Source organism: Campylobacter sp. CNRCH_2013_0898h, assembly GCF_025772965.1.
GTDB lineage: Bacteria > Campylobacterota > Campylobacteria > Campylobacterales > Campylobacteraceae > Campylobacter_D > Campylobacter_D lari_D.
In genome coordinates this window covers 1-14,077 of sequence record NZ_JAKMTD010000017.1, presented here as the reverse complement: position 1 = coordinate 14,077, position 14,077 = coordinate 1, and the positions used below count along the sequence as shown (strand labels likewise).

16 protein-coding genes and 1 pseudogene are annotated in these 14,077 nt (G+C 29.8%); 11 read left to right on the top strand and 6 right to left on the bottom strand.

Features of this window, described 5'->3' with window-relative positions; all coding sequences use genetic code 11:
* The 3 genes from L8X50_RS07790 to L8X50_RS07780 form a co-directional block, all read right to left on the bottom strand.
* Nucleotides 1-219: ribbon-helix-helix protein, CopG family (locus L8X50_RS07790; protein WP_220567129.1), on the bottom strand; the 219-nt coding region annotated here is incomplete at its 3' end.
* A 10-nt stretch (nt 220-229) separates the two neighbouring features.
* A complete protein-coding gene (locus tag L8X50_RS07785) occupies nt 230-793 on the bottom strand; it encodes a bacteriohemerythrin (protein ID WP_263659997.1) in 564 nt (187 codons plus the stop codon).
* 77 nt (nt 794-870) lie between these two features.
* Complete coding sequence (locus L8X50_RS07780) at nt 871-1,458, bottom strand: bacteriohemerythrin (protein ID WP_220567131.1); 588 nt, start codon at nt 1,456-1,458, stop codon at nt 871-873.
* Nucleotides 1,459-1,588: 130 nt separating this feature from the next.
* Between L8X50_RS07780 and L8X50_RS07775 the strand changes: the two genes are divergently transcribed.
* Together L8X50_RS07775 and L8X50_RS07770 are read left to right on the top strand one after the other, a co-directional pair.
* Nucleotides 1,589-2,254: a response regulator transcription factor gene (locus L8X50_RS07775; protein WP_263660850.1), complete on the top strand. Its 666-nt coding sequence runs from the start codon at nt 1,589-1,591 to the stop codon at nt 2,252-2,254.
* On the top strand, nt 2,247-3,470 hold the full coding sequence (locus L8X50_RS07770; protein WP_263660849.1) for a sensor histidine kinase: 1,224 nt from the start codon (nt 2,247-2,249) through the stop codon (nt 3,468-3,470). Before L8X50_RS07775 ends, L8X50_RS07770 begins: the two co-directional genes overlap by 8 nt.
* Nucleotides 3,471-3,472: 2 nt before the next feature.
* On the opposite strand, the gene L8X50_RS07765 is transcribed toward L8X50_RS07770, so the two are convergent.
* From L8X50_RS07765 to ribE, 3 genes are read right to left on the bottom strand one after another with little or no spacing between them, the layout of a single operon-like run.
* Nucleotides 3,473-3,679, bottom strand: a complete 207-nt coding sequence (locus L8X50_RS07765; RefSeq protein ID WP_133318661.1) for a hypothetical protein — start codon at nt 3,677-3,679, stop codon at nt 3,473-3,475.
* 1 nt (nt 3,680) lies between these two features.
* Nucleotides 3,681-4,349, bottom strand: a complete 669-nt coding sequence (pgeF, locus tag L8X50_RS07760; RefSeq protein ID WP_263660848.1) for a peptidoglycan editing factor PgeF — start codon at nt 4,347-4,349, stop codon at nt 3,681-3,683.
* Nucleotides 4,313-4,921, bottom strand: a complete 609-nt coding sequence (gene ribE, locus L8X50_RS07755) for a riboflavin synthase (RefSeq protein ID WP_133318663.1) — start codon at nt 4,919-4,921, stop codon at nt 4,313-4,315. The genes pgeF and ribE overlap by 37 nt, the downstream gene beginning before the upstream one ends.
* Nucleotides 4,922-5,044: 123 nt before the next feature.
* Here ribE and mnmG point away from each other — a divergent pair, with 123 nt between their 5' ends.
* From mnmG to L8X50_RS07710, 9 genes and pseudogenes are all read left to right on the top strand, one after another.
* Complete coding sequence (gene mnmG / locus L8X50_RS07750) at nt 5,045-6,901, top strand: tRNA uridine-5-carboxymethylaminomethyl(34) synthesis enzyme MnmG (RefSeq protein ID WP_263660847.1); 1,857 nt, start codon at nt 5,045-5,047, stop codon at nt 6,899-6,901.
* A 165-nt stretch (nt 6,902-7,066) separates the two neighbouring features.
* Nucleotides 7,067-7,570, top strand: coding sequence for a ubiquinol-cytochrome c reductase iron-sulfur subunit (petA, locus tag L8X50_RS07745; RefSeq protein ID WP_133318665.1), 504 nt, complete (start codon nt 7,067-7,069; stop codon nt 7,568-7,570).
* Nucleotide 7,571: 1 nt separating this feature from the next.
* Nucleotides 7,572-8,816 carry a cytochrome b gene (locus L8X50_RS07740; RefSeq protein ID WP_220567136.1) on the top strand — a complete coding sequence of 415 codons (1,245 nt, stop codon included), beginning with the start codon at nt 7,572-7,574 and terminating at the stop codon, nt 8,814-8,816.
* A 2-nt stretch (nt 8,817-8,818) separates the two neighbouring features.
* Nucleotides 8,819-9,946: a c-type cytochrome gene (locus L8X50_RS07735; protein WP_263660846.1), complete on the top strand. Its 1,128-nt coding sequence runs from the start codon at nt 8,819-8,821 to the stop codon at nt 9,944-9,946.
* A gap of 173 nt (nt 9,947-10,119) precedes the next feature.
* Complete coding sequence (gene rpsB / locus L8X50_RS07730) at nt 10,120-10,905, top strand: 30S ribosomal protein S2 (RefSeq protein WP_263660845.1); 786 nt, start codon at nt 10,120-10,122, stop codon at nt 10,903-10,905.
* Nucleotides 10,905-11,981, top strand: coding sequence for a translation elongation factor Ts (tsf, locus tag L8X50_RS07725; protein WP_263660844.1), 1,077 nt, complete (start codon nt 10,905-10,907; stop codon nt 11,979-11,981). The genes rpsB and tsf overlap by 1 nt, the downstream gene beginning before the upstream one ends.
* 2 nt (nt 11,982-11,983) lie before the next feature.
* Nucleotides 11,984-12,619, top strand: a complete 636-nt coding sequence (locus tag L8X50_RS07720) for an ABC transporter ATP-binding protein (protein WP_263660843.1) — start codon at nt 11,984-11,986, stop codon at nt 12,617-12,619.
* The gene (fliR, locus tag L8X50_RS07715) at nt 12,606-13,376 is read left to right on the top strand and encodes a flagellar biosynthetic protein FliR (RefSeq protein ID WP_133318669.1); all 771 of its coding nucleotides are present in this window, start codon (nt 12,606-12,608) and stop codon (nt 13,374-13,376) included. The genes L8X50_RS07720 and fliR overlap by 14 nt, the downstream gene beginning before the upstream one ends.
* A gap of 58 nt (nt 13,377-13,434) precedes the next feature.
* Nucleotides 13,435-14,077, top strand: a pseudogene (locus L8X50_RS07710) (hypothetical protein); the annotation flags it as partial.

The following is a 14,077-nucleotide window of genomic DNA, read 5'->3' as shown; positions in this document are numbered from 1 at the left end:
ACATTTTAATTTTTTTATAATGTTATCTAATTTTTTACTATCTCCAACTTTTAAATCTTCTAAAGCTTCTATGGCTGGAGCAAAGTCTTCTATTTCATCAAGATAATTTTCTAAAGCATTGCGTAAAATTTCAGCTTTTTTCTTTTTAGAAAATTTCGCAGTTTGATTTAAGCGTTCATAAAGCTCTAATGGAAGAGTTAAAGTGTAGCGTTTATTCATTTTATAGCCTTTATTTTAGTTTGATAGCTTCTTGACAAGTTTTACATTTGTAACTTGCATTGTTTAATTGAATTTTTTGGTGAATTTCGCAAGGAACTTTGTGAATTTTATTTACACAAGAGCAAATATATTCATAAATTTCTTGATTTTCTTGAAAAGTTGTAGTATTGGCATTTTTATTTAGTTGTGCTTGATGCCATTTTTCTATCTTCATATCTTCTCTTAAAATATGTTCTAAAAGCCATTTTGATGCAATGACATTAAGTTTTTCTTTGAGATCATTTGTGCTTTTGAGATTTTGAATTAAATCAATCATAGATTGGATGATACTTTTGTGAATTTTTTGATGGTTAGAAAGTTCAGGATAACCTATTTTTGCCATGTATTTTTCTTCTTCGGCAAAATGCTCTTTCATATAATTAAAAAAATCTGCAAGTAAAAATTTAATTTGTCCTTTATGGACAGGTTTATCTGAAATCATCTCGACATTTGCAGCAAGTTCAAAAAGTTTTTTATGCTGTCTGTCAATTTCTTCATTATGGATACTATATTTACTACACCATTTTGGTAGCATGTTAGCTCCTTGTTTATATTTAGAAGAGTTTTATAAGCATTATAGTTTACTATATTTTAAATTATTATTAATTTTTATTAGATTTCTATTTTTTCTTTGTATTGTATTAAATTCGCAGAGCATTCTTTACATTTAAACTGCACTTTAGAATATTGCATTTTTAAATGAATATCATAAGGAACCTTGTGTGTTTTTCCTTCGCATTGACATTGATATAAGAATTTTTTTGGTTTTGGAGCTTCTTCTTCAAAAGTATCTGAAGAATTCTTTGCTTGGGTGTTTTGACGCCAATGTTCTATCATCATATCATGCTGAATGATGTGTTCTATCAACCATGAATTAACTACTATATATAATTTTTCTTTTAAATCATTTGTACTTTTTATACTTTGTATGAGTTTTATCATGGATTTTGTGATTTGTTTATGCATGAGTTTGTGTTGATTTAGATAAGGGTAATTAATCTCAGCCATATAGGATTCTTCATCTTGAAAATGAATTTTAATATAGTGAAAAAATTCAGCAACTATCTTTTTAAGCTCGACTTGATAAACTGGCCTATCTGAAATTTCTTCCACTTTGGCGGCAAGTTCAAAAAGTTTTTTATGTTGTTCGTCAATTTTTTCATTATTAATACTATATTTTTGATCCCAATTTGGCAACATAATAAAATCCTAAATTTCAATAAAATAGTTAATATTTTATAAATACTTGCCTTTAAATATGCTAAATTCACACTAAATTTACATAAAAAAAATATAATAATCTAAATTAAAATAGCATAAAAGGCTTAAAATGGCTACGCAAATTCTTTTACTAGAAGATGATATTAACTTAGGGGAAATTGTTGGTGAGTTTTTAGAAGAAGAAGGCTTTGAAGTGATTTTGGTGGATAATGCTCAAGATGCGCAAGATAAAGCTTATGAGAAAAATTTTGATTTATGGATTTTTGATGTAAAAGTCCCTTTAGGAGATGGTTTTAGTGTGCTTAAAAATTTAAGAGAAGCAGGTAGATATACCCCAGCTATTTTTATGACCTCTTTAAACACTACTATGGATTTACAACAAGGATTTGAATGTGGTTGTGATGATTATATCAAAAAGCCTTTTGAGTTGCAGGAGTTAAAAATAAGGATTAATGCTATTTTAAAGCGTTCTTTTGCGCATAAAAATGAAGATTATGAGGACTTGGGAAATGGTTTTAAATTTGCTTTTATATCGCAAACTTTATATCAAAACGATAAGCCATTGTCTTTACCTTTAAAAGAATTAAAACTTTTATCATTACTTTTGAAAAATAAAGGTAAATTTATAGATACTGCTTATATTTTTGAAGAAATTTGGGAATATGATCAAGAGCCAAGTGAGCTTAGTTTGAGAGCTTATGTGAAAAATTTACGAAAAATTTTAGGAAAAGAAAGCATTATCAATCAAAGAGGAAGAGGGTATTGTTATGCATGAAGCCAAGCGCGTTGCATGGCAAATTCTTTCTTTGTATTTAGTAAGTGTAGGAAGTATTCTTGTAGTGCTTTTTGGTATATGGTATGCTAAGTTAATAGAAGATTTAATAAGCGAATATAGCGTAAAGCTAAGACAAGAACATCGTTTTGTGATTTTGCAAATGGAAAAATCGCGTTTTGAACCCATAGGAAAAAGTGCTAAGAAAATAGCTCAAATTTCTAATGTAAAATTTGCAATATTTGATAGAACTAAGGTTTATTTTTCTAATCTTGATTTACCCGCTCAAACAACTTTTTTTAAATTAAATAATGCGAATATTTATAACAATAACACTTTGATTTATGTAGCTGATATAAATTTAAATAGCTTGTTACTTGCTGATAATCAAAATCAAAGTGCTTTAGAAATATTAGGAGATGTAAATCGTTTAAGAGTTTTAATACAAGGTGATGATATTTCTAAAGAACTTGGATTTATAAGATTTAAAGTTGCTTTAGCTATGGTACTTTCTTTGATTTTTGTTAGTTTGGTAGGATATTTAATACTTAAATTTGCACTCAAGCCTTTAGAAGCAAGAATAAGGTTTTTAAATAATTTTATAAAAGATACCACTCATGAGATTAATACCCCAATTAGTGCAATATTAATGAGTGTAGAGAGTTTAGAAAGAAAAAAGAATTTTGAAGAAATTAAGGCTTTAAAGCGTGTAAAAATAGCTGCTTTGACTTTGAGTCATTTGTATTCAGATTTAACTTTTTTAAATTTTTCTCAAGCTTATGAGGCTAAAAAGGATTGGATATTTTTAAAAAATTTGATTAAAGAAAGAATGGAGTATTTCAAGATATTTTTAGAGCAAAAAAATATTGACTTAGAACTTGTTTTAGAGGATAATGGAAAAATTTATGCTAATAAAGAGCAATTTTTTAAAATGTTTGATAATCTTGTTAATAACGCTATAAAATATAATATAAAAAATGGACATATTAAAATAGCACTTTTAGAGCAAAAACTTATAATAGCAGATAGTGGTTGTGGTATAGCAAAGGAAAATTTGGCTAATATTTTTGAGCGTTATTCAAGATTTAATGAAAATCAAGGTGGTTTTGGTATAGGACTTTCTTTGGTAGATAAAATTTGTAAAGAACATAATATAAAAATAAAAGTAGAAAGTGAGTTAAAGAAAGGAACAAAATTTATTTTAATTTGGAAAAATTAAAATTATTTATTGCTCATTTTAGCTTTTTCTTTGGCATTTATAAGCGTTGTGATAAATTCATTTAAATTTTTAGTATCGTTTTGATTTAGAGTTTGTGGGGTATGATTTAGCATTTGAGTGATTAAAAGTTCATTGCTTAAGTCATTATCACCAAATTCTCTAGCTTTTTGTAGAATTTTTAAAGCAAGTAGATTTTTTACTTCATACATTTTAATCCTTTAAAAAAATCACGCTAACAATGCGCTTTGGAGTTTGATTTTTTCTATAAGAAAAAAATCTCTCATCATCAAAGGTGCAAAGATTGATATCAAAAATATCATTAATACCTAATTCTTTTGCTTGAAATTTAACTAATGCTTTTAAATCAAGCTTATTTTTATGTAAAAAATGTGCAAAATTTTCTTTGCTGTGGTTTAAAACCTCGCTATTAATTTCATAATTTTTAGCACAAATTCCTGCTGAAATGATGAGTTTTAAATTCTTGGTTTGAGTGTTAAAACTTTCTTGCATTTTCAAAACAGCTTCTTTTAAGATATTTTCAAAACAACCTTTTCTGCCTGAATGCAAAGCTGCTATGGTTTTATTTTTATCATCATATAAAAGCAAAGGCAGGCAATCAGCACTTAAAATACACAAAGCTATATTTTTTTCATTGCTAATCATCCCATCGGCGTTAAAATGAAAATTTTTATTATACTGAGTGATGATATTAGAATGAATTTGATTTAAAAATACGCACTTTTTTATAGAATTTTCCCGAGGAAAAATATTATTACAAATTTTTGCTCTAAAAATATTATAATCTTGATTAAAGGCTACAAAAGCTTTTGCAAAATCATTTTCTAATAAAGTGATGTAATCTTGTCTATTTGTTGCCATGAGATTTCTTTTTTATAATTTAATTGTCTGTGTATATATCTTGCTAAAAGATCACTTTCTATATTCACGCGTCTTCCTATGGTGTAATTTTTAAACAAGGTTTCATTAAAGGTTATAGGAATAATAGTCAAACGAATACTATCTTTTAAAACTTCATTGATAGTTAAACTTACTCCATCTATAGCTACGCTTGCTTTATTTGCCATATAAATTTGTATATTATCAGGGCATTTAATATAAAAATCAACTCCGTTTTCTTTTTTAGAAATATTAGTAATTTCGCCAATACCATCAATGTGTCCTTGCATTAAATGCCCATCTATTCTATCGCCATAAGCTAATGCAGGTTCAATATGCACATAGTCTTTTAAATTTTCAATAGCTATATGAGTTCTTGTTTCATAAGAAAGTTCAAGATTAAAGCCATCATCAAAAAGTTTTGTTACACTCAAGCACGCACCATTAACTGCTATACTATCGCCTAGTTTTGGTTTGTAACTTGCTTTTAATCTTAAAGTGTTGTTTTGATATGATTTGACAAAGGCTAATTCGCGGATTAATCCATTAAACATTCAATACCTTTAATTTTTATGAGATTTTATCCAAAACTTTTAAATTTCAAAAAGTATTTTTAGTGTTTTATTTTAAAAAATATTATATAATTTTTGCTTTTTTTATAAAAATGAGGTCAAAATATGTATGATATAATCGTAATAGGTGGCGGGCATGCTGGAGTTGAAGCTAGTGCCGGGGCTGCTAGAATGGGCAAAAAAACTTTACTTTTAACTACTTTAATCGAGCAAATTGGTGCTGCAAGTTGTAATCCTGCTATAGGCGGCTTAGCAAAAGGACATTTGGTAAAAGAGCTTGATGCTATGGGTGGGCTTATGGGACAAATTACCGATGAGGCTGGAATTCAATTTAGAATTTTAAATGAAAGCAAAGGTGTTGCAGTTCGCGGAAGTAGAGCGCAAATTGATATGGATGCTTATAGAATTTGTGCTAGAAATAAGCTTTTAAAACTTGAAAATTTAGAAATCTCTCAAGAGCAAGCTTTGTCTTTACTTATAGAAGATGATGAAGTTAAGGGCGTTAAAACTAATTTAGAAAATACATATTTTGCTAAAAAAATCATACTTACAACAGGAACTTTTTTAAATGGACTTATCCATATAGGTGAAACTAAGCTTCAAGCAGGTAGGGTAGGTGAGCTTGCGTCTGTAAATTTGGGTGAGTATTTAAAACAAAGTGGTTTAAAAGTAGGGAGGTTAAAAACAGGAACTTGTCCAAGAGTAGATGCTAAAAGTATTGATTTTAGTGTTTTAGAAATTCAACCCGGAGATGAAAATCCTAAGGCCTTTAGTTTTAAAACAAAAAATTTCAAGCCTAATCAACATCCATGTTATATAGCAAGAACAAATTTAAAAACACATGAGATTATAAAAAGTAACTTTTACCGCGCTCCGCTTTTTACAGGACAAATTGAAGGTATAGGTCCAAGATATTGTCCATCTATAGAAGATAAGATTAATCGTTTTGGTGATAAAGAAAGTCATCATTTATTTATAGAGCCACAAACTAAAGATGCTACTGAATATTATATCAATGGCTTTTCTACCTCACTTCCTTATGAAGTGCAAATTGCGATGTTAAGAAGTATAAAAGGTTTTGAAAATGCTAAAATCACGCGTTTTGGTTATGCCATAGAGTATGATTATATTGATCCAACGGAGTTAAAACATACTTTAGAAACTAAAAAGATTAAAAATTTGTATTGTGCTGGGCAAATTAACGGAACTACTGGTTATGAAGAAGCAGCTGCACAAGGTTTTATGGCAGGAGTGAACGCGGTTTTAGCAATTGATGAAAAAGAGCCTTTTGTATTAAGACGCGATGAGGCTTATATAGGGGTATTAATCGATGATTTAGTAATGAAAGGCACAAAAGAGCCTTATAGAATGTTTACTTCAAGAGCTGAATATAGACTGCTCTTAAGAGAAGAAAATGCTATTTTAAGACTTGGAGAATATGGACATAATTTTAAACTTTTAAGTCAAGAAGACTATGTATATATTGATAATATAAAGCAAAATGTTAGGAAAGGACTTGAATTTTTACTTCAAACTACATGGACACCAAGCAATCAAAATAATGAATTTTTGCAAAGCATTAAAGAAGAAAAAATTACCTCAATAGTAAGTTTGCAAAAAATTGTTGCAAGAGCGAGTTTTAATATAGAAAAACTAAAAGCTCTAGATGAAATGTTTGCAAAAATGGATGAGTATTCTTTAAATGAAATTTTAAATGAAGCAAAATATTATCATTATATAGCAATGCAAAAAGCACAAATAGAAAAAATGAAAAACTTAAATGACTTAAAAATTCCTGAAAATTTTGACTTTAAAAGTGTAAGTGGTTTGAGTAATGAAGTGGTGGAAAAACTGCAAAAATTTAATCCGCCAACTATTTTTGCTGCTTCGCAAATTAGTGGCATCACCCCTGCTGCTTTAGATATTTTGCATATTTATATCAAAATGAAAAACAATAGATGATATTAACTTATCTATTGTTTTGATTTGAAAATAAATACACTTCTGTTATTTTAAATAAATACTTGCATATCTTAAATAAAGCTTTTTTATATAAAGAAAAAATTTATTATTTTTTAGATAAACTGCTATACTTTACAACAAATAAATCAAAACAAAGGAAGTAAAATGGCTACATCTGAAAGTAGACGAAGCTTTATGGGCTTTGCCTTTGGAACGGTAGCTGCTGTGGGTGGTGCTTTTTCATTAGTTGCAATGAAAAAAACATGGGATCCGCTCCCAAGTGTAAAAGCAGCAGGTATTACTACCGTAGATCTTTCTGGTATGAAAGAAGGCGAATTAAGAACAATCGAGTGGCGTAAAAAGCCTATATTTATCTTAAAAAAAGATGCGGATATGGCAAAAGATAGCAGTAGGGATGTTATTGTAGGTGATGTTGCATATACTGTAGTTATTGGTCTTTGTACGCATTTAGGCTGTATTCCAGCTTATGCTCCAAGTGAGAAATTGTTTAAGTGCGCATGCCACGGTGGCGAATTTGACACTAGTGGTAAAAATGTATTTGGTCCTCCTCCAAGACCTTTGGACATTCCTCCTTTTAGAATTGATGGAACTAAATTAGTGTTAGGCGAAGAAGGTCCAGAATATAAAAAAATGATTGCGGAGGCTTGATATGGCACAGATAAAAAAAGCTAGTGGTATTATAGATTGGCTTGATCAAAGATTAGCTGTAAATAAGCTTTTTAATGTTTTAATGGCTCAGTATTGGATACCAAAACAAATTAACTTCTTATGGGCAATGGGTGTTATCTTGACAACTCTTTTTGCTATTTTATTTATTTCAGGTCTATTTTTAGTAATGTATTATAAGCCGGATGTGGCTTTGGCTTTTGATAGTGTTAATAAAACTATCATGCAAGAAGTAGAGTATGGTTGGCTTTGGCGTCATATGCATGGTGTGGCTGCTTCAGTTGTGTTTTTAATCATATATATCCATATGTTAACGGGAATTTATTATGGCTCTTATAAAAAGGGTCGTGAGATGATTTGGATTAGCGGTATGCTTTTGTTTGTTGTATTTTCAGCAGAAGCATTTAGTGGGTATATGTTACCTTGGGGACAAATGAGTTTTTGGGCTGCTCAAGTTATTACTCAGCTTTTTGGCGGAATTCCTTTTATAGGTGATGCATTAGTTATTTGGATAAGAGGAGATTTTGCAGTATCAGATCCAACTTTAACTAGATTTTTTATGCTGCATGTGTGCTTATTGCCAATTGTAATTTTAGCAATTATTGCATTCCACTTTTATTCTTTAAGAATTCCTCATGTAAATAATGAAATTTCAGAAGAAATTGATTTTGATTTGGAAGCTGAAAAATATTTAGCAGGTGATACAAAAGGTTCTAAAGTTATTCCTTTTTGGCCAGGATTTTTAGCTAAAGATTTTATGTATATTGCGTTATTTATGATTTTCTTTTTCTATTTGGTGTGTTTTAAATTTAATTTCGCAATGGATCCAATTAACTTTGACCCAGCAAATTCTTTAAAAACACCTCCTCATATTTATCCTGAGTGGTATTTCTTATGGAGTTATGAAGTTTTAAGAGGATTTTTCTTTGATGTTGGAAGCATTAAAGCTTTTGATATAGGTCTTGCAGCGTTTGGTATAGCACAAATTATTTTCTTCTTGTTGCCTTGGCTTGATAGAAGTGATGTTGTAAAACCAGCACACGAAAGACCAATGTTTTTTGTATGGTTTTGGGTGTTATTGATAGATTTAATTGTACTAACAGTTTATGGAAAGCTTCCTCCAACGGGAATTAATGCTTGGATAGGATTTTATGCTTCTATGGTATTTTTACTATTATTGTTAGTAGTCTTACCAATTATTACTATCATGGAAAGAAAAAGGGGCTAATAATGAGAGAATTAAAAATATTTTTTGTAGTTGTCTTTTTCACAGGTTTAGTTTATTGGGGGGTTGAGCCTTATGCACATTCAGTGATGAATCCTCCTTCAACTCCAGTTAATTTTGACTTTGCAAAAGCTGATGCAGAATTTACCAAAGGCGAAGTTGCTTTAAAAGAAAAAGCTGCAATAGATGCTAATGCTTCAGGAAGTGAAAAAGCTATAGCTAATACTCAAAAAGCATTAGAGCTTGCTAAAAGCCAAGAAGAAGCTACCAAGCAATTATGGGAAAAAATCGCAAAAATCGATTTTAGCAAAGGTAATGCACAAAAAGGAAAAGAGCTTTTTGAAGGAAATTGTATTGCATGTCATGGTGTGAAAGCCGTCGGAATTCCTGCTACTATTACAGATTCTTCTTTAGGTGTAACACCTCCTGATTTAAGTGATGCGGGTGCTATTTATGATGAGAAATTTTTAGCAGCACTGATTGTTGATCCAGTTAAGGCTTTGCAAATTTCACATAAATTTAATGATGAAAATCCATTCTTAATGCCTGCTTATCCTTTAAGTGGTGATGAAGCACAAGATAATCAAGATTTAGCAGATTTAATTGCATTCTTTAAAAATACAGCTAGTGAGTATGAGAAGGAATTTGATACAAAATTAAAAGCAGATTTAGAAGAAAAATATGCTAAAAACCAAGAGCTTTCAGAGCAAGCAAAAACGGCTTTAATTACAAAAGAATTTGATTTTGCTAAAAACAAACATACATTTGAAAATGCTTGCGGAAGATGCCATGATGTAAAATATGATGGTTTTGTTTCAAGTTCAAATATGAGTGATTTAAAAAATTATCTTGGTATGACGCCTCCGGATTTATCTATGATGATTCGTTCTAAAGGCGCACATTATCTTGAAATCTTTATCAATGAACCTCAAAAGAAAATTCATGGAACTGCTATGCCAAGAGTTGGTCTAAATGAAAAAGCACAAACTCAAGTTATTAGTTATCTTGAAAAAGTTGGTGATAGTAAAAAAGAAGAAAGAGAACAAACAGGAATTTATATTATGATATTCTTTGCTATCTTAAGTATTTTTGCTATAGGTTGGAAAAGATCAGTTTGGTCTAAACTACACTAATTTACTCAAAGAACGCCTTGCGGTGTTCTTTTTCTTCAATAATAAGCTAAATATAAAATAAAATTTGATATAATATTTTTTCATTTCACACGCATTAATTTCCTTATTAGGTTGCTTATGGGTTAAAGAATGCGGAGGAATAAACCTAATTATTTTATTTCAAGGAGAATTTCATGGTAAGCATGAGAGATTTATTAGAGTGTGGTGTACACTTTGGACACCAAACAAGAAGATGGAATCCAAAAATGAAAAAATTTATTTTTGGTGAAAGAAAAGGTATTTATGTAATTGATTTGCAAAAAACGCTTAGATATTTTAGATATACATATAACATTGTTCGTGACGCTGCAGCAGAAGGTAAGACAATTTTATTTGTTGGAACTAAAAAACAAGCAGGTGGAGCGATTAAAGAATACGCTGAAAAATGTGGTATGCCTTATGTAAATCACAGATGGCTTGGTGGTATGATGACAAATTTTGGAACTATCCGCCAATCAATTAGAAAATTAGAAGTTATAGAAAAAATGGAAGAAGATGGAAGTATTAAACTTTTAACTAAAAAAGAAGCATTAATGCTTACTAGAAAAAAAGAAAAATTACTAGCATATCTTGGTGGTATTAGATATATGAAAACTCAACCTGATATGATTTTTGTTATTGATACTGTTAAAGAAAAAATTGCAGTACAAGAAGCTAATAGATTAAAAATCCCTGTAGTTGCTCCACTAGATACAAACTGCGATCCTGACTTAGTTGATTTCCCAATTCCAGGAAATGATGATGCAATTCGTTCGGTTCAACTTTTCTGCCAAGAAATGGCTGAAGCAATCAATGAAGGTAAAGCATTAAGAGAGCAAGATGGTGAAACAAATGAAGAACAACCAATCTCTGAAGAAGAAAAAAAAGAAGTTTTAGAAGAAGCTATGAGTGAAGAAGATTTTGAAGGAGATAAAGAATAATGGCTGAAATCACTGCACAAATGGTAAAAGAACTGCGCGAAAGTACTGGCGCAGGTATGATGGATTGTAAAAATGCTCTAAAAGACACAGATGGTGATTTTGAAAAAGCAGTGCAACTTTTAAGAGAAAAAGGACTTGGAAAAGCTGATAAAAAAGCTGATCGTTTAGCCGCTGAAGGTTTAGTAAGTGTAAAAGTAAGCGATGATTTTAAATGTGCAACTGTAAGTGAAATTAACTCAGAAACAGATTTTGTTGCTAAAAACGAACAATTTATCGCTTTAACAAAAGATACAACAGCACATATTCAAGCTAAAAATCTTCAAAATGTTGAAGAATTACATTCAAGTGAGATTAATGGTGTTAAATTTGAAGAGTATTTAAAAAGCCAAATTGCAACTATTGGTGAAAATTTAGTTGTTAGAAGATTTGCTACTTTAAAAGCAGGTGCTAATGGCATAGTAAATGGCTATATTCATACTAATGGTCGTGTTGGTGTGGTTATTGCTGCAGCTTGTGATAGTGAAGCTACAGCTAGCAAGTGTGGAGAATTTTTAAAACATATTTGTATGCATATTGCTGCAATGAAGCCAAGTTATTTATCTTATGAAGAGCTTGATATGGATTTTGTAGAAAATGAGTATAAAGCTTTAGTTGCTGAGTTAGAAAAAGAAAATGAAGAAAGAAGAAGATTAAAAGATCCCAATAAACCAGAGCATAAAATTCCAAAATATGCAAGCAGAAAACAATTAACTCAAGAGGTAATTCAAGCAGCTGAAGAAGCTATTAAGGCTGAACTTCAAGCACAAGGTAAGCCAGAAAAAATTTGGCCTAATATTATCCCAGGTAAGTTGAATAGTTTTATAGCAGATAACTCTCAACTTGATAGCAGACTTACTTTAATGGGTCAGTTTTATGTAATGGATGATAAAAAAACTATCGAACAAGTAATTGCTGATAAAGAAAAGGAACTAGGTGGAACTATCAAAATAGTCGAATTTATTCGTTTTGAAGTAGGTGAGGGCCTAGAAAAGAAAACTGAAGATTTTGCTGCTGAAGTTGCTGCACAAATTGGTTAAAAATGGAACTTTTAAAAGCGGAAAATTTAAACCATAGTTTTGATATTCCGCTTTTTGAAAATTTAAATTTTACTTTAAATACAAAAGATTGTATTGCAGTATGCGGAAGCAGTGGATGTGGCAAATCCACTCTTTTGCATATTTTATCTACCTTATTAAAACCTCAATCGGGAAAAGTTTTTTATAATAATCAAGATTTATACGACTTAGATGATGATGCTTTACTAGAAATTCGTAGAAAAGATTTTGGTATTATTTTTCAAATGCATTATTTATTTAAAGGTTTTTTGGCTTTTGAAAATATAGAACTTGCGAGTGTTTTAAGCGGCCAGAATATTGATTATGAATTATTAAAAAAACTTGATATTGCAGATTTAATGAATCAAAAAATCACAAAATTAAGCGGTGGACAACAGCAAAGAGTAAGTATAGCTAGGGTTTTAAGCAAGAAGCCAAAAATTATTTTTGCAGATGAGGCTACCGGAAATTTAGATTTTAAAAATGCTTTAAATGTAATGGATATTTTGATTGATTATATCAAAGAAAACAATGCAGCTTTAATTTTTGTTACGCATGATCAAGAGCTTGCTAAAAAATGTGATAAGGTTTTTCACTTAAACAACCATGGAATTTGTTAAATATTTAGGTGATGAAAATGTAGTTATTTTCATGCTTTTGTTTGCTAGAATGAGTGGGTTGATAGTTTTTTTCCCTTTTTTTTCTCATAATAGTATTCCTTTGGTGGTAAAAACAACTTTGGTAATGTTTTTAACAATGTTTTTATACCCTTTAGCTAAACTTGAAAATAATACACCTGATTCTTTTTTTATTCTATATCTTTTAAGTGAAGTTATTTTTGGGATGATAGCAGGAATGATTTTGCAAATGACTTTTGCCATTTTGCAAATGGCAGGTGAGCAGATTTCTTTTACTATGGGTTTTTCAATGGCTAGTGTTATGGATCCCACAACAGGTGCAAATACTCCTGTAATTTCACAAGTTTTAAATTTATTAGCTTTGCTTGTATTTTTAGCTTTTGATGGACATCATTTGATTTTGCTTTTTATATCTAATTCATTGGAATATATTAGTTTAGGTGGATTTTATCCACATGAAAATTTAATGCTTTATTTAAATAAAGCTATGGTAAATATTTTTGTGCTTGGTTTTTCTATGGCTTTTCCTGTTTTAGCTATTTCTTTGCTATCAGATGTGATTTTTGGCATGCTTATGAAAACTATGCCACAATTTAATCTTTTAGTGGTTGGTTATCCTATCAAGATATTTTTGTCTTTCGCGGTTCTTATTGCTATTTTACTTATTATGATGCAATATTTTAAAAATTTAATAGTAAAAAGTTTTGAGCATATGGAATTGTTATTTTTTAATATATAAGCATTAAATAATTAAAAATGTTTTAAAATAATGTATTTTTTATTCTTGGGAGATGATAATGAGGGTTTTGCTAATAAATTCCAATATAGCTGTTTCAAAATTAATTAGTTTGGGGGTTCAAAAATTAGGTTATGATTTTGAGGAGCTCACGGGTATTGAGGAGCTTGAGGGATTTTATGATGTAATTATTATAGATCATGATATTGAGGCTGATTTAGATGATTTAAAAAGTAAATGTGATAGATTGATTTATTTGTTACCTAGAAACCTAGAACAAAAAGAAGGTATAGAGTGTTTGTATAAACCGTTTTTACCTACCGATTTTATAAATCTTCTAAGTGGAGATGGGATTTTGGATGATATTCAAAAAGATGCTTTGAGCGAAGATGAACTAAATTTTGATGATGAGGAAGTTGTTGGTAAAGATATGCCTTTGGATGGAAATGAACTTTTAGAAGGTATTGATTTGTCTGAACATGAAGAAAATTTGAGTGAAGATGATTTAAATTTACAAGAAGATTTTTTTGAAGAGAATTTAGGTAATGGATTAAAAAATGATGATATGTTTGATGCAGCAAGTGAGTTAATAGATGAAGAGAAAACAGAAGATGATTTAGTTTTTTCAGATAGCTTAGATAAAGAAAATATAGAAGAAAATATAGAAGAAAATATAGAAGAAAATATAGAAGAAAATATAGAAG